Raw genomic sequence first — 15,843 nt, forward strand, 5'->3', positions numbered from 1 at the left:
TCTTCAGTCAGCGAAGAAGTCATTTCCATGCCGAGCTATTTGTCGGGTCCTGCTGTGGAAATATCATTCGGGCACGGCAAGCTTTTCATCGCTTCGTTGAAGCAGTCGACGGCGCGTTTTTCTTTCCTCTTTGAGTAGGCAAAGCCATGAAGCGCAATGTACTGAAAGTCTCTACCGTGTGTGTCCTGGCCGCCCTGGCCTTCCCCACCTGGGCGCAATCGCCCGCAGCGGCGTGGCCCACCCAGACGGTCCGCCTGGTTGTCGCCTATCCCGCTGGCGGTGGCGTGGACGTGTTTGCACGGGCCACGGCCCAGAGCCTGGCGGCGATCTGGAAAAAACCGGTTGTCGTTGAAAACCGGCCGGGCGCCAATACCCTGATCGGGGCCGAAGCGGTGGCGCGCGCTACCGATGGTCATACCCTGCTGATTACGACCGACTCCACCCACACCGTCAATCCCCATCTGTACAGCAAGCTGCCCTACGACGCGACCAAGGACTTTGTTCCGATCACCATGATGGTGTCGTTCGATCAGATGCTGGTCGCCACCCCCAAGCTGCCCGCGAACAATCTGGCCGAGCTGATCAAGCTGGCCAAAGCCGAACCCAACAAATATTCGTATGCGTCATTCGGGTCGGGCAGCCAGCCGCATCTTGCCACCGAGATGCTCAAACGCAAGGCGGGCATCGAAATCCTGCATGTGCCTTACCGCGGCCTGCCGCAGGCGCTGAACGCGGTGATGTCGGGGGAGATCGCCTTGACCTGGTCGGGCATCGCGTCCATCCAGCAGCAGCTCGACACGAATCTGCTTAAGCCGATTGCCCAAGCCGGCAACCACCGTCTGCCTGAATACCCCAACGTGCCTACCTTTGCGGAACTGGGCTACCCGGAAGTCGACGCCAATGTGTGGGTCGGTCTGTTCGCGCCCGCAGCCATGCCCGCGGCGGTCGCCGCGAAGATCCACGAGGACGTCAAAACCGTGTTGAACACGCCGGACTTCAAGGCCAGTCATGTGACGGCGCGCGGTTTTGAAGTCCGGGCTCTGGGCGGCAAGGCGTTCAGCGACGCCATTGCGGCGCAGCTCACATCGCGAGCCGAACTGGTTCGCCTTTCCGGCGCGAAAGTGGAATGACCCCGCCCCGACTTCCTTATTACAGGCCCATGCCGACATGACCGCATCTTCGCCCGACCTGTTTTTTTCCGACATCGAACAGCGCACGCGCATGTATACCGCTCGCAGCTCGGTCCCTGACTTCGAGGCCAGTGTGCGCGAGTACACCGACCTGTCCATCGTGGCGCGCGACGAATGCGCGGCCCTGCTCGATCTGCGCTACGGCATGGGCGCAGCCGAGCGGCTCGACATCTTTTTGCCGGTTGCCAGCCGCCGACCCGCACCGGTATTCATCTTCCTGCATGGGGGCTACTGGCGTTCACAAACGAAGGAAGACGCGCCGGTCATGGCGCCGGTATTCACGCGCGCCGGCGCTGCCGTGGTCACCGTCGAATACACCCTGATGCCGGCCGCAACCATGCCGGAACTGATCCGCGAGATACGGTCCGCCATCGCGTGGGTGTACCACCACGCCGAACAGTACGGCCTGGACCGAGACCGTATCTACGTGGGTGGCAGCTCGGCCGGCGCCCACCTTGCAGCGATGACAGCGCAGGCCGGCTGGCAAGACGGATACCGGCTGCCCGGCGACGCCGTCAAAGGCATTGTTGCGTTGAGCGGTCTGTACGACCTGCGGCCGTTCTGCGATATCGATTCGAACGCCTGGCTGCGGCTCCAGCCGCAGACGGCCGAAGACGTCAGCCCCTGCTTTCACCCCCCTGCCGCGGGCATGCCCATCATCCTGTCGGTCGGCGGCCTGGAAACCGACGGATTCAAGAACCAGACGGCGGCTTACCAGGCGGTGTGCGAAGCCGCAGGCGCCCAGGTGGAACACGTGGCGGCGGCTCACGCCAACCACTTCAATCTGCTGTGCGAACTGGCCAAGGCCGACAGTCCGCTGACCCAGGCGACGCTGCGGATGATGGGGTTGAATCGCGCGAACGGCTAGCGTCTTGCGTTCCGAGCACCTTGCACCGCCACGTCATGGAGACGTCATGAACACCACCTTGTTGCACTCGCTATCAGGTCGCTTGCGCCTGTCCGTTTTTTTGACGTTGACCGCGCTGGCCGGCTGCGGCGGGGGAGACGGAGACGGTCCGGCGGCGTTTGCGCCAGACCAGTCCCCGGCCCAGGCCAGGACCACGACAGGTGACGTGCGTGGGGTGCTTGCAGCAGATACGGTGTCCTTCCTCGGGATTCCTTATGCGGCGGCGCCCACGGGCGAACTGCGCTTCAAGGCGCCGCAACCCCGGGCGGCGTGGCAGGGCGAACTGGACGCAAGCAAGCCGGGCTCCCCCTGCCCCCAGGCAAGCCAAACCACGACCGAAGACTGCCTTTTCCTGAACGTATGGCGGCCACTGAAAGCCGAGAAACCCCTGCCGGTCTTCATGTGGGTGCACGGAGGCGGTTTTGTCGCAGGCAACGGGGGCGGATTGAACGGCGCGACACTCGCGAAGGCGGGCGTCATCGTTGTAACGATCAACTATCGCATGGGCATCTTCGGGTACCTGGCGCACCCGGCGCTGGAAAGCTCCAGCCGCGACAGCGGCAACTACGGCGTGCAGGACGCGCATGCGGCGCTCCGGTGGATCCGCGACAATATCGCGGCCTTTGGCGGGGATCCCGCGAACGTCACCATGGGCGGCAGTTCGGGCGGCGCCATGACGACGTGCCTGAGTTCAACGAATCCCGAGGCCGGCAAGCTGTTCAACAAGCAACTGATATCGAGTGGTCCGTGTGCCTTCCAATGGCCGACCATCGACCAGAAGTATGTGCAGGAAGCCGGCATTCCCCAATCGCTTGGCTGCACGGGCACTAACGCGCAGATTGCGACGTGCCTGCGCTCGCCAACCCTGACACCGGCGCAGGTCATCACGGCGCAGAACACGCTGCCGCAGGCGGTGGTGTTCCCGAGTGTCGGCGGCACGGTGGCCCCGGTACAACCCAGGCAGCTGATTGGAAAGCTGCCGACGCTGATGGGGTATGCCGCGTGGGAGCTGCTGCCCAATGACTTCAGCTATGCCGGCGCATTGGGAACCGGGCCGCTGAACCCGCAGGACACGGCGTCGTACGTGTCCACCTTGGCGACACGGTATGGAACCGATGCCGCGGCGATCGCCGCAGCGTATCCGCTCTCGGGCTTTGCCAGCGGCAACCTGGCGCTGAATCGGATCGAGGCCGACTTCGGGCGCACGCCAAAGGGCGTGTACATCGCGACGTGCACGAATCTTCGCAACTTCGAGATCGCCAAGGCTGTCGGCGGCAACCCGCTTTTTGCCTACGAGGCGGCTGACCCCGGCGATGGCGGAAACCTGCACGTGACGCAGGGAAACCTGTTCTTCCCGACGGGTGCTTCGACCGGCGCGTCGCTGGATCTGTCGCGGCAGCAGATCCAGTATTGGGCCAACTTCATCCGCTCGGGCAACCCCAACGGCGCCGGGCTGCCCACCTGGTCCGCTTATGCTCAGCCTACTGACGTTCTGAAGTTCGGGCCCGGCCCTGTGCAGACCGGCGTCGATGCCAACGCTGCCCACAAGTGCGCGTTCTGGAACAGCCTGGGCCTGGGTGTGTAGAGCGGGATCGTGGTGACGGCTTGCGGCGCAGGAGCAAGCTGTCGTTGACTGTCTGAGTTCAATGCTCCACATTGAACCGCCATGCGAGATTTCATGTATCGCATGGCGATCCTGGTGCCTACCATCTGGGCACTAGGAGACAGACAACATGCCCAAGATTGCAGACCCCTGCGCCGTGCGCCGGGTGGTGACCGGTCACGACGCGACCGGCCGCTCGGTGATCGTCAACGATGCACCTTCGCCGTTCGTGTTGCGCACCACGGCCACCGGCCCGGTGGTGACCGACCTCTGGAAAACATTCCACTCCCCCGCCGACAACCGCAGTGCCGATGAGCCCTGCTCGGACATCAGCCTTGCGCCGCCGCCGGGCGGTAGCGTATTCCGTGTCGTGCAGTTCCCGCCCGACGCCGGCTACATGGACGGCTGGGACGAGCATGCGGCCTTTGCCGCGATGGGGCACGACCTGGCCGGCGCGGCCACCCGCAAGGGCAAGACGGTGGGCATGCACACCACCGCGTCGGTCGATTACGCGATCGTGCTCAAGGGCGAAATCTGGGCGGTGATGGACGAGGGCGAGACGCTGCTCACGGCGGGCGACGTGCTGGTTCAGCGCGGCACGAGCCACGGCTGGAGCAATCGCACCGCGGAGGCCGCCACCGTGGCCTTTGTGCTGCTGGACGCGCTGCCGCTGGCCGCGCGCGGCTGAACGGACGGCCGCGATATGGACACGATCATTATCGGCCCGCACGCGCCGCGCCTGGCGGTGAGCGTGGCGGGGCAAGGACCCCTGGTGCTCATGGTGCACGGCATGGGTGGGGACCGTACCACCTGGCACGCGCAGATCGAGGCATTGCAGCCGCATTTCACGGCGGCAAGCGTGGATCTTCGAGGCTATGGCGGCAGCGGCGATATCGAGGGCCCGCTCGACTTCCATCGCGATTTCGGGGCCGACCTGCTGACCGTGCTGGACCATTTCAACGCGCCGCGCGCGCATCTTGTCGGCCTGTCCATGGGCAGCCGCGTGGTCCGTTCGCTGGCGCTGCGTCATCCGGAACGGGTGGCCTCACTGGTGCTGGCCAACGGCAGCCCAGGGTTCGATGCGATGACGGCGGAGGACGTCGAGCGCTTCATTGCCGACCGGTCCGCAGGGTTTGCAGGGGGGCGCGTGCCTGCCAGCTTCGGCATGGACCAGGCCCGCGCGATGTGCGCGCCTGACGCCGCGCCCGAGGCGCTGCGCATCGCCGCCGACGCGATGCAGCGCATCCGGTTGGCCAACTACCTTGCCGTGCTGGACGCGTCGACCCGGCAGGACCGCGGCGACCTCTTGGAACGGATTGCCTGCCCGACGCTGGTCATCTCGTCCGATCAGGACCGCGTGTATCCGGAGTATGTCACGCAGCAACTGGTGGATCGGATACCCGGCGCGGTGCATGCGCGCATCGAGCACGCCGGACACCTGAGCAATCTTGAGCAGCCCGAGGCCTTCAACCGGGCCGTGCTGGATTTCCTTCTTTAAGAGAACACCCCATGTATTTCACTTGGCAAGACATGCCCTGCACTCCTCCGGCGCAAACGGACAGCGCGTTGGCGGAGGTCGTGATTGTGGGCGCAGGGCCCATCGGCCTCGCTACCGCCCTTGGCCTGGCGCGCCACGGTGTGCGCACCGTGGTGCTGGAAGCCCGCAATACCATTTCGCAAGGCAGCCGGGCGCTGGCGATGAACCGGCGGTCGATGCAGATCCTGGACCAGCTCGGTGTCGGCGGCCGCGTCCTGGACAACGCATTGACCTGGTCCGCTGGCTGGACGTTCTATGACCGGCAGCAAGTGCACAGTATGGAGATTGCCCCTCCCCCACACGAAAAGCACGGTCAGACCAACCTGCAACAGTGCTGGATGGAGCAGTTCCTGTTGGACGCATTGTTGGCCACCGGCCTGTCAGAGGCGCGGTACCAGCACCGCGTCACGCATATCCATGCGGAAGATGACGCGGTGACGCTGGCTGTTTCCACCCCGATGGGCGACTACACGCTGGATGCGCCCTGGCTGGTGGCCGCTGACGGACCGCGCGGCATGGCGCGGCGTTGCATGGGCATCGACTACGAAGGCACGTCGTATTCGCAACGGTTCGTCATCAACGACATTCTGTGCAAGGAGCCCCTGCCCGCCGGCCGCAGGCTGTTCTTCAGCCCGCCCTACTTGCCGGGCAAGACGGTGCTGATGCACAAGGCGCCGTTCGACATGTGGCGCCTCGACTTCCAGCTGATGGACGATCAGGATGCCGAGGTGGAGATGCAGCCCGAGCGGGTGCATGCGCGCATTCGCGCGCACTTCGATCTGATGGGCATCGCGCCAAATTACGAGCTGGTGCTGACCTCTGTCTACAAAGCCAACGCGGTTTCCCTTCCGACCTACAACAGCGGCCGCGTGCTGTTCGCGGGCGACGCTGCGCACCAGGTGCCGATCTTTGGCGGACGCGGCGTGAACCACGGCTACGAAGACGCCCACAACCTTGCCTGGAAGCTCGCGCGCGTCGTCAAGGGTGAGGCCAGCCCGCAATTGCTGGACTCGTACACCCAAGAACGCCGCAGCGCACTGTTGGCGACGCTGGCCGAACTGACGCGCACCACCATTTTCATCACCACGCCTTCGGCTGGACTGGCGCTGGTGCGCGAAGCCGTGCTGTCCCTTTCCATCACCGAAAATTTCCTGGGCGATCTGTTCGACCCCTACGCCACGCCGCCTCACGAATGCACCGACAGTCCGCTCAACACCCAGGACGCGCACGGCGACTTTCCCCCTGCGTGCCGCCCGGGCGCGCTGGCACCCGATGCGGAACTCGATCCAACCGGCGAACGCCTGTACGACAGGCTGGGCCCCCACTTCACGCTGATCGTCTTTGGCGACACGGTCCCGCCTGTTGACGCCGAAGGTATTGATGATCCGTTGCGGATCCTGACACTGCCTGTGGACAGCACCGCGGGTCGGCTATTCGCTGCACGCCCCGGCACCTGTTACCTGATACGCCCCGACAACCGCGTAGCCGCGCGCTGGCGCCACGCCACGGCCGGCCAGGTCAATGCGGCGTTGGATGTGGCGGCGTGCGCCCGCAGCAAGGAGATGCAATGAACACCCCGACCCACAACCGGAACGCCGCCGCCTTTGCCGAAAGCGATTTCATTGACCTTGCCGCGGCCATCGACCAGGTGCCCGCAGCGCAGCGCGAACTGTTCCTGACCAAGCTTGTAATCCTTCTGGCAGCAGGCGCCCCACCTGGCGAGTTGTCCGAACGCATCGAACGTGCGCGCAAGCACCTTCCCGCCTGACCTCGGCCTGCTCTGCCTCATGACAATAAATACGGAGACACCCCATGACGACCCCGGATATCTCGCGCGTTGCCGGCGCAACCCTGCTGACGTTGGCCTGCGTGGCGAGCGTTTCGGCGCAGACCGCGCCCGACATGAACTATCCCGCCCGGCCCGTGCGCATCATCGTGCCCTTGGCGGCGGGTGGACCGGTTGACCTCGTTGCGCGGCGTGTGGGCGATCGCCTGTCGAAACAGCTCGGACAGCCAGTGACGGTCGAAAACCGGGCCGGGGGCAACGGCATCATCGGCGCAACCGGCTGCAAGTCGGCGCAGCCCGACGGACACACACTCTGCATCCTGCTGAGCGACACCGTCGTCATCAATCCCGCGATCTACAAGAAGTTGCCGTATGCGGTGACTGACTTTGCGCCGATTTCCGAGATCAGCCGCATCGACACGGCCGTGGTCGTCACCACCGCCCTGCCCGTTCGTACCCTGCAGGAACTGGTGCAATACGACCGCGCCCACCCTGGCACGCTGAACTGGGGGCACTTCGGCATCGGCAGTTCGTCGCATCTGTTCATGGCCCAGGTCAACGACAAGCTCGGTTCGCGCATCGTTGATGTGCCCTACCAGGGCGGCAGCCTGGTGCTGAATGCCATGCTTGGCAACCAGGTGCAGGTGTCGAGCCTGTCGTATTCGCTGGTGGCGCAATACATCGATTCGGGCAAGCTGCGCGCCCTTGCCGTGCTGGGCGATGTGGCATCGCCGCGATTCCCGGGTGTGCCCTTGTTGAAAGACCAGGGCCTGGGCACCGCGCGCAACGCCTGGGTGGGCCTGTTCGCGCCGACCGGGACATCGCCGGCCATCATCGCCAGGCTGTTCAACGAGATCAAGACCATCACGTCAGACACCGAATTCCAGAAAGCGCTGGGCGCCCAGGGCCTGGCGGTGACGGGCCGCAGCCCTGAAGCCACGGCGGCCGTCATCAAAGCCGAAGGAAAGGACTGGCAGGAGGTGGCGGCGTCGGCCAAAGTCAGCCTGGACTGATGGCCGCCGCCGTCGTCCTAGTCGATCTTGACGCCGATCTCCTGGATCAGTGAGTGCCACAGCGCGCGATCCTTGGTCATGGCATCGCCGAACTGTGCCGCGTCCTGATTCCGTGTGCGCATGGCCAGGGTAGACAACTGCTCTTGCAACGACGGCTCTTTCATGGCTTCGCGGATCTGGCTGTTCAACTTGTCGATGACTGGCCGCGGCGTGTGGGCGGGAGCCACCAGACCGAACCACACGCGGCCCTGGAAGGGTTCGAAACCCAGCGGCGGAGCCACCTCGTCAATGGTGGGCACGTCGGGCAGCTGCGGAGAACGGGACGCCGCAAAAACGGCAAGCGGCGTTGCCGCGCCCGACTTGATCTGGGCCAAAATGCCAGGGTTGCCTACCGAAACATACATAAGCTGGATGTCGCCCCCGGTAAACGCTTGCTGGATAGGCGGAAACCCATTGAAGGGGACGTGCAGCAGGTCGACGTTCGCGCGCCGCTTGAGCCATTCCATGGTGATGTGCGTATCGGACCCGATGCCGAAGGTTCCGAAAGCGACCTTGCCTGCATGCTGCTTCGCATAGGTCACCAGGTCGCTCAGGCTCTTGACGCCCAGCTTGGGCGATGCCAGCAAGATCATGTCGGGATCGACCAGCGGTGCAACGGGAGAGAAGTCAGTGCGCGCGTTGTAGGGAAGCTTTTCGTAAACGGAAGGGTTGATGGACAGCGAACTGCTGGTCACCATGCACAGCGTATAGCCGTCCGCCGGCGCCTTCGCACAGACGTCGGTGCCAATCATGGTGTTGGCGCCGGGTTTGTTCTCGACGTAGAAGGTCTGGCCGTTCATCCTGGTCAACGACTGCGCCAGCAAACGTGACACCACGTCCGCCGCGCCGCCGACAATCAGGGGCACGACCACACGAACGGGCCGGGCGGGATACGCAGAAGATTGGGCTTGCACCGGATGGGTGAAAGAAGCTGCCAGGGCAAGCAAGGCAGGAAAGACTGGGGAACGTAGCACGGCATGTCTCCGTAGGATGCGGGTGCGGCGTGAGCGGCATCCGGCTGGCGCAGCCGTCTGATCGTTGCGGCTGTTTCACAGGCTGAAGCCTGGCCAAGCTCGCCCAGCTTAGGGGCCATTGGCCGGCGTGAATACTCGAAGATCGTTATGGCGGTTCAATACGAAGCGTTGAAGACCCGCTGTCCCAGCAGAAGAGGAAGCATATGGACTTGCACCTGATCGAATGCCTGATGCGAGTCATCGAGGCGGGCAGCATCAACCGGGCGGCCGGGGAACTCGGGCTCACGCAGCCAGCACTTTCCAGGCGCATCGACATGCTGGAGCATGACCTGGGCATGCCCTTGCTCGTGCGCAAGCCCCGCGGCGTGGCGCTGACGCCCGCCGGCGAACTTCTGATGGAGCACGCCAGGCCCCTGCTGCGTCAGGCGGAAATCCTGCGTGATGCCATGGGCCAGCGCGTGCGCTCCCACGTCTCCATCGGCTTGCCGTTTTCGCTGCATCACATCGTCACGGTGCCATTCACCGTCAGGGAACTGAAAGCCAGCTCACCGATGTCCTTGCGCGTCTATGAAGGCTTCGTCCACCACCTGCATCAGTGGATGTCGCAAGGCGTGATCGACGTCGGCGTCATGGAATACCGCGGCGTTCACGACACGGACCAGCACTGGGGGCCGGTGATCCGGGAGCCTTTGCTGCTGGTGGGATGCCAGCGCGACGATCTGGACCTTGGCGGCGAAGTGCGTCCCGAACAACTGGAACGTATCAGGATGATCTTGCCGGGGCGCCCGAACATTATTCGGCACGCGCTGGATGACCACCTGAATCGCCGGGGGCTCCGGCTGACGGATGTGATCGACGTCGAAACCGTTCCCTTGTGCCTGTCCCTCGCAGCAGAAGGTCTGGGCCACACCGTGATGCCCTACTCTGCCTTCCACAAGCAATACGCCGCGGGACGCCTGCACGCCGTGCCCATCCGCAACCTGTACGTGTCCTGGGCTGTTTATGTGCATGAGGCCCGGCGGCACGTGGATGGCGTGAGCCGGATAGCCAACCGGCTGCGTGAGTTCATGGTGGCAAGGGTGCACGATGGACAGTGGCAGATGGCGCAGGCCATCAACACCTGACGCCCGGCGGCTAACCCTTGCGGCGCGGATCGTCCAACAGGCGTTTTCCGCGCACCATCAGCGACGCGAACCGCCCGAGCTTGAACACCGGATACGACAGGCGCGCAGCGATCGGGTGCGACAGGGCCAGCCGGTTGAACGTGCTGAACAGCGTGTCGGTGCTGGACCAGGCGGCAAGCATGCGCGTGGCGTCATGGCCATGAAAAACGCGGCCTTGGTACACGAACAGCATGCCCTCGTTCAGGTCGTACCCCTGCCGCCAGTAGTCCGCGACGCGCGGATCGTCGGATCGGGCGTCCAACAATTCGACCGGCCCCACCGATGCCTTCAGGCGCACCAGCGCGGCATAGTTCTGGCAAAAGAAACAATCGCCGTCGTATACGACGAGTGCCGATCCCTGCTTGGGCTGGCCTGTTGAAGGCATGACTTGTTCCTGCATGGCAGATTCCGCTGGGCGCGCCGTTCCCGAGCGGCGCAAGGACTCCCCGACATGTTAATCGCGCGGACCAGCCGCACGCCCCACTCCTCGTCCGGATTGGTGGTGCCGTCGCCCAGCCGTTCTTGCATGACGGCAACGCCCAGGTCGCGGCGCTTGGGCAGCCGTTCACGTTCGGCTCGATTCAGCGCGTCGGCGATCTCGTCGTACGTCAAGTCGGTGCAATAGACCGGTGCCCCCGGCTGTTGGCGCCACGAGTCGGCCAGCGAGCCAGCATCGAAGGCATCCAGCCCCGTATCGTTGACCAGGGCCATGGCAACCTTTCGATCCTGATCCCGATCTGCCGCCACCGGAATGGCGATCCGGTCGGCGGCGCCGGCGGGCTTGGCTTTCCTGGCCAGCGACGCCGAGCCGATGGCATTCCAGGCCTTGGCGATCGGGCGGCCAAGCTGTTCGGCCACCCACAGACTCTCGACCTGGCCGTTTTCAATGGCTTCGATCTTGTCGTCGCGGAAAGGGTAATAGTTCGAGGTATCGATCACGACCGTTTCCGCCGGCAGGCGCGCGACCAGGGGGGCGATGCCGGGAATGCGGTTCAGCGGGATGGACAGGATGACGGCATCCACAGCGATCAAAGCGTCTTCCGTCGTGACGGCCTGTGCACCCGCGGAAAGCAGGTCGGCGTCGATGGTTTCCGGGCCGCGCGAATTGGCGACCTTGACGTCATGTCCGGCCTCGCTCAACCGGGTGACCAGCGTCTTGCCAATATTCCCTGTCCCCAAAATTCCGATTTTCATGCGTTTCCCCTAGTGATGTGTCTGCTTGGTCGTTAGAATATGAGGCACGCCCCCATAACGACAAGTACCCACCAAAAAGTGGGTAAGCCACCAAAAGGTATGTTCATGACCGATCGGGATTGGCGATGTGACGATCCACAGCAGCAACTGGTGTGGGCCGCGGCAACAAGCGACGCGTTACGTGTGCTTGAAGGCAAATGGAAGATCGTCATCATCGTCCAGCTGTTCGCAGCCAAGCAGCCGCTCCGGTTTTCGGAACTGGAGCGGCGCGTCGAAGGCGTGAATCAGAAAATGCTGACCCAGCAACTCAAGGAGCTGGAGAAGGACGGGATCGTGACGCGAACGGTCTATCCGCAGGTGCCGCCGCGCGTCGAATACGCGCTGAGCGACATGGGTCTGGCTCTGGGGCCCTGCATAGAAAAATTGATCGACTGGACGTTCATGCGGCGGGACGCGCTGGAGGCTGCCGGGGCGGCTGAGTGACTGGCGGGCGGCGGCAGTCGTCAGATCGCGCGGCGTCCAGCTTGATGCAATGGCGGTTCGGCCGCCGGACCTGAATTTCGTCGTTGCACCGCGTAGTGAAGCAGCACCACGGTCACTGCCGCAAGGGCAAAGGCTGCTGCGTAAAGCGTATAGATCTGGTCAGGCCGCCATGTGGCATCTACCAGCGGCCCAGCCGCAAGCGGGGCGAGGATCGACCCCAAGCGGCCCATCCCTATCCCCCAGCCCAGGCCGGTCACGCGGTGCGACGGCTCATACACCATCGGTGTCGTGGAGAACATTCCGGCCACGCATCCGTTGACGAATACGCCCAAAAAGAACGCCAAGGTCAGCGTTTGACCGACTTCACCCGCCAAGCTCAACAACAGACTCATCAGCAATGCGGTAGCGATCAGGTACGCGAAGTGGACCTTAAACAGCGGTAGTCTTGCTGCAAGCAGGCCCAGAAGCGCCGTGCCAATAATGCCGCCAAGATTGAGCAGCACACCGCCCGTAATACCTTGTTCATTGGTCAGACCCGTTGCGACAAGCAGGCGGGGTGACCAACTCATCACGAAGTAAAAGCCGAACATGATGAGGAAGAAGGAAACCCAGATCAGGATGGTTGCCCGGCGCATGGCCGGCGAAAGCAGGTAGGCAATGCTGCGTCGCATGTTCGTCCGTGCTCCCTGCCCTTCTGAAGGAAGGGTCTCAAGGGTGGGAATACCGACGCGCCGCAGAATATGGTTGATACCGGCAAGGGCACCGGCGGGACGACGGCTCAGATAAAAATCCAGCGATTCGGGGAGCCACGCAAAAAGCACAGGCAACGTTGCCAGCGTGACGATCCCGCCGTACAGGAACACGGACTGCCACCCCACGGCGCCGATGACCTTGGCCGTTGCGAGCCCACCCAACGTGGCGCCAAGCGCATAAGCGGTCGCCTGCACGCTGATAGCCAGACTGCGCCAACGATCGGAAGCGTATTCCCCTGCAATCACATAGCTGCTGGCAAGGATTCCGCCAATGCCCAGGCCAGTAACGAACCGCAGCGCAGCAAGCTGCATGGGCGTTTGCGCCTGGCTCGAACAAATCATTCCGAATCCGACGAGGGCAACACAAAGCAGCACGACAGGGCGCCTTCCGAAGCGATCCGCCCACGGAGCGATCAAGAAGGAGCCTGCCGTCATGCCAACCAGACCCGCGCTGAGAAGGTAGCCCAGTTGCGTGCCGGTCAGGGCCCAATGGGCTGTGACGGATGCCGCAGTGAAGGCCATGACCATCACGTCGAACCCGTCAAGCATGTTGATCAGGCAGCAGAGCCCGATCGCACGCCACTGGAAAACGGTCATTGGTCTGCTGCCCATCGTCTGGGATAGCAAGGCGCTAGGGGTGTTGGCGGTAGCCATGTCTATGTCTCCTTTATATTTTCTTGGTCTCGGTCCCGGCAATCTGGTCGCTTGAAGCTAGACGTTCATGGCGACACCTGGGCAGACCGCCAGGCTTCGTAATCCGCGACGAACTGCGGCGACATGTTGCGCAGGCGCTCGGGGTCAACCCGGCCGGACCGGCCGATGTAGCGCATGGCGAACTCCCAATCCGGAAGTTCCATATGCTGGGCAAACTGGTCGTACCAAAGCGCACTGCGATTGGCCGCCGCGGTAATTTTTTCGACGATGGGACGGCGCTCGGCTTCAAAGCTTCGCAGCGCCTCTGGAATGCTGCCGGGGTGTTCAGCGATAGCCTTCGCCAGCGCCTGCACGTCTTCGAGTGCAAGGCGGGTCCCCGACCCGATGGAATAATGGGCGGTGCGCGACGCATCGCCGACGATCACACAAGTTCCGGTCGACCAGGTTGTAGTGCTGATTTTCGGAAAACGCCGCCACATGGACTTGTTGGTCACCAGCGATGCGCCTGCCAGCTCCTCGGCAAAAATTTCCTCGCAGTACTGCCGGGACGCTTCCTCGGTCATGTGAGCAAAGCCGATCCTGTCGAAGGTCGGCTCGTCGACTTCCACAAGAAAGGTGCTCATCGAATCGGAGTACCGATAGTGGTGGGCGTTGAACGAGCCCTGCGGCGATCTTTTGAATGTCTGGGTCATTCGGTCGAAAGGCTTCGTCGCACCGAACCAGGCAAATCGGTTGTCGAAATAATCGATCTGCGTGCCGAACGCCGCCTCATGGGTGCGGCGCACCAGCGAGTTGACTCCGTCGGCACCGATGATCAGGTCAGCATCCCCCATGTCACCAAGGCTTCCGATGACGCGGGAGTTGATCAGCACTGCGCCAACGGACTCCGCTCTCTGGCGAAGAATCTCCAGCAACTTCAGGCGGGCGATGGCGGTGAAACCCACGCCATCGATTCGGATCGTCTGGCCATGAATGCGCAATTCGATGTCCTGCCAGGTCTCCAGTCCGCTGACGATCAGTGCCAGGGTTTCAGCATCGTTGGCGCGCAGAAACTCAAGGGCCTGGTCCGAGAAAACCACCCCAAAGCCAAAAGTTGTGTGGGCCGCGTTCTGCTCGAAGACGTGCACCGACGCGCCAGGGTCCTGTCGCTTCAGCAGATAGGCGGCGTACAAGCCTGCCGGGCCACCGCCAAGGATATTGATTTTCATATGCGTGTCTCCAACACGTTTTCGCTGGCATCCATCAGCAACTTGCGGACGGTATCCGGCACCGGAATTGCCTGCGTCGAGGCTCCCTGGCCGATCCCATGCGTCGCCCACACCCGGGTTTCGTGGGCCTCTACCAGCAGCGTGTCATCCATGAAAAACCGATGGATGAACCCCAGCGACTTGCCGCCAATCTTCTCGACGTGTATTTCGTGCCAGATCAGAGAGTGAAGGGGCGGCGCCGCGAAAAATTTCATCGCCAACTGGACGATCGGCAAGCCACCGCGCGTGTCTGGATCGAGCCACGCGTTGGGATCGATGTCGAGGGAAAGGAGCATGTCATTGAGGCCCTCCACCATCCACCGCGCGTAGTGAGGGAAGAAAATGATGCCGCCCGGGTCACATTCACTCCAATGCAGACGTCTCTTGTAGCGGTAGGTGCGCATGAATGTCGCTCCTTGCTTCAACGCGGTTGCGCAAATTGCGATGCGACCCGTACCTCGATCGACCCGATGGATTGCACGCTGGCTTCGATCAGATCTCCCGGCTTGACCGGTCCGACTCCCTCTGGGGTACCTGTCATGATGACGTCGCCTGGATGGAGCGTGTAAAACGACGAGGCGTACTCGATCAGCCGCTGGACGTTCATGATCAGACGGCTTGTGTTGGAGCGCTGCCGTTGGCCGCCGTTGACGCGTAGCTCCAGATCCAGTGCGTTGGGGTCCGGCACTTCGTCCGACGTCACGATCCAGGGACCCAGCACGGCATACGTGTCGACCGACTTGCGAAAGCCAGGCCATTCCTGGCCGCGCACGGTCATGTCCAATCCCACGGCATAGCCCAGTACGTAGTCCAGTGCCGCTTCCTTGGTGACCATGCGGGCGGTCTTCCCGATCACAACGGCAAGTTCCACCTCGTGGTCTGTTCGTCGGTCGGGAAAACGTGGCTCGATCACATCCGATACGCCGATCAACGAACTTCCGGCCTTCAGAAAGAGGCCATAGCGTTCCAGAGTGGTGTACGTATGCCCGTGGTTGATCTCTTGATCCTGGTTGGCCTCTTCGATGTGCGCGTGGTAATTGATCGGAGCACCCACGATCTTCCCCGGATTGGCGACCGGCGACTCCAGGCGGATGTCGGCTAGTGACAAGGTGCGGCAGTTGCGAGGGGTGGCCTGCGCGAGGTCTGCAAGCAGCCCCGGAACCTGACTGACGACCCAATCCCCTTGGGGCTGAGGCCAGGCAGGCTGGAGGTTGAACCGGTCAGTGACATCCAGCACCATCGCATCCTGCACAAGGCCAATGCGGTCAAAGTTGAAGCGGCAGATCTTCATGTCAGCGTCT

17 protein-coding genes are annotated in these 15,843 nt (G+C 63.1%); 10 read left to right on the plus strand and 7 right to left on the minus strand.

The window, feature by feature from the left end:
- Positions 1-146 precede the first annotated feature (146 nt).
- The 8 genes from HD883_RS11525 to HD883_RS11560 all read left to right on the plus strand — a co-directional run bounded on the left by HD883_RS11525 (position 147) and on the right by HD883_RS11560 (position 8,036).
- The gene (locus tag HD883_RS11525) at positions 147-1,130 is read left to right on the plus strand and encodes a Bug family tripartite tricarboxylate transporter substrate binding protein (protein WP_179585409.1); all 984 of its coding nucleotides are present in this window, start codon (positions 147-149) and stop codon (positions 1,128-1,130) included.
- A 37-nt stretch (positions 1,131-1,167) separates the two neighbouring features.
- On the plus strand, positions 1,168-2,058 hold the full coding sequence (locus HD883_RS11530) for an alpha/beta hydrolase (protein WP_179585406.1): 891 nt from the start codon (positions 1,168-1,170) through the stop codon (positions 2,056-2,058).
- A gap of 46 nt (positions 2,059-2,104) precedes the next feature.
- Positions 2,105-3,682 carry a carboxylesterase family protein gene (locus tag HD883_RS11535; RefSeq protein WP_179585404.1) on the plus strand — a complete coding sequence of 526 codons (1,578 nt, stop codon included), beginning with the start codon at positions 2,105-2,107 and terminating at the stop codon, positions 3,680-3,682.
- Between the two features lie 148 nt (positions 3,683-3,830).
- Positions 3,831-4,388: a cupin domain-containing protein gene (locus tag HD883_RS11540; RefSeq protein ID WP_179585402.1), complete on the plus strand. Its 558-nt coding sequence runs from the start codon at positions 3,831-3,833 to the stop codon at positions 4,386-4,388.
- Between the two features lie 15 nt (positions 4,389-4,403).
- Positions 4,404-5,198, plus strand: a complete 795-nt coding sequence (locus HD883_RS11545; RefSeq protein ID WP_179585400.1) for an alpha/beta fold hydrolase — start codon at positions 4,404-4,406, stop codon at positions 5,196-5,198.
- 32 nt (positions 5,199-5,230) lie between these two features.
- Positions 5,231-6,808, plus strand: coding sequence for an FAD-dependent oxidoreductase (locus HD883_RS11550; protein WP_179585398.1), 1,578 nt, complete (start codon positions 5,231-5,233; stop codon positions 6,806-6,808).
- Complete coding sequence (locus HD883_RS11555; protein WP_179585396.1) at positions 6,805-7,005, plus strand: hypothetical protein; 201 nt, start codon at positions 6,805-6,807, stop codon at positions 7,003-7,005. The genes HD883_RS11550 and HD883_RS11555 overlap by 4 nt, the downstream gene beginning before the upstream one ends.
- Positions 7,006-7,049: 44 nt before the next feature.
- On the plus strand, positions 7,050-8,036 hold the full coding sequence (locus tag HD883_RS11560; RefSeq protein WP_179585394.1) for a Bug family tripartite tricarboxylate transporter substrate binding protein: 987 nt from the start codon (positions 7,050-7,052) through the stop codon (positions 8,034-8,036).
- A gap of 17 nt (positions 8,037-8,053) precedes the next feature.
- Here HD883_RS11560 and HD883_RS11565 read toward each other — a convergent pair whose 3' ends face one another.
- Positions 8,054-9,049 (minus strand): Bug family tripartite tricarboxylate transporter substrate binding protein, encoded by a 996-nt coding sequence (locus tag HD883_RS11565; RefSeq protein WP_179585392.1) that lies wholly within the window; start codon positions 9,047-9,049, stop codon positions 8,054-8,056.
- 209 nt (positions 9,050-9,258) lie between these two features.
- On the opposite strand from HD883_RS11565, the gene HD883_RS11570 reads away from it, so the two are divergent.
- Positions 9,259-10,173: a LysR family transcriptional regulator gene (locus HD883_RS11570; RefSeq protein WP_179585390.1), complete on the plus strand. Its 915-nt coding sequence runs from the start codon at positions 9,259-9,261 to the stop codon at positions 10,171-10,173.
- 10 nt (positions 10,174-10,183) lie between these two features.
- Here HD883_RS11570 and HD883_RS11575 read toward each other — a convergent pair whose 3' ends face one another.
- Both HD883_RS11575 and HD883_RS11580 read right to left on the minus strand, forming a co-directional pair.
- On the minus strand, positions 10,184-10,597 hold the full coding sequence (locus HD883_RS11575) for a DCC1-like thiol-disulfide oxidoreductase family protein (protein WP_179585388.1): 414 nt from the start codon (positions 10,595-10,597) through the stop codon (positions 10,184-10,186).
- On the minus strand, positions 10,501-11,406 hold the full coding sequence (locus HD883_RS11580; protein ID WP_179585386.1) for an NADPH-dependent F420 reductase: 906 nt from the start codon (positions 11,404-11,406) through the stop codon (positions 10,501-10,503). Before HD883_RS11580 ends, HD883_RS11575 begins: the two co-directional genes overlap by 97 nt.
- Positions 11,407-11,505: 99 nt before the next feature.
- Here HD883_RS11580 and HD883_RS11585 point away from each other — a divergent pair, with 99 nt between their 5' ends.
- Positions 11,506-11,889 (plus strand): winged helix-turn-helix transcriptional regulator, encoded by a 384-nt coding sequence (locus tag HD883_RS11585; RefSeq protein WP_218863164.1) that lies wholly within the window; start codon positions 11,506-11,508, stop codon positions 11,887-11,889.
- A 20-nt stretch (positions 11,890-11,909) separates the two neighbouring features.
- Here the strand turns inward: HD883_RS11585 and HD883_RS11590 are convergent, their stop codons facing one another.
- The 4 genes from HD883_RS11590 to HD883_RS11605 form a co-directional block, all read right to left on the minus strand.
- The gene (locus HD883_RS11590) at positions 11,910-13,295 is read right to left on the minus strand and encodes an MFS transporter (protein ID WP_179585384.1); all 1,386 of its coding nucleotides are present in this window, start codon (positions 13,293-13,295) and stop codon (positions 11,910-11,912) included.
- Positions 13,296-13,360: 65 nt separating this feature from the next.
- Positions 13,361-14,503, minus strand: a complete 1,143-nt coding sequence (locus HD883_RS11595; protein ID WP_179585382.1) for an FAD-dependent monooxygenase — start codon at positions 14,501-14,503, stop codon at positions 13,361-13,363.
- Positions 14,500-14,946, minus strand: coding sequence for an acyl-CoA thioesterase (locus HD883_RS11600; RefSeq protein ID WP_179585380.1), 447 nt, complete (start codon positions 14,944-14,946; stop codon positions 14,500-14,502). The genes HD883_RS11595 and HD883_RS11600 overlap by 4 nt, the downstream gene beginning before the upstream one ends.
- A 17-nt stretch (positions 14,947-14,963) precedes the next feature.
- Positions 14,964-15,833, minus strand: a complete 870-nt coding sequence (locus tag HD883_RS11605) for a fumarylacetoacetate hydrolase family protein (protein WP_179585378.1) — start codon at positions 15,831-15,833, stop codon at positions 14,964-14,966.
- Positions 15,834-15,843 lie beyond the last annotated feature (10 nt).

Origin of the sequence: Pigmentiphaga litoralis, from assembly GCF_013408655.1 — a bacterium.
GTDB classification, from domain to species: Bacteria; Pseudomonadota; Gammaproteobacteria; order Burkholderiales; family Burkholderiaceae_B; genus Pigmentiphaga; species Pigmentiphaga litoralis_A.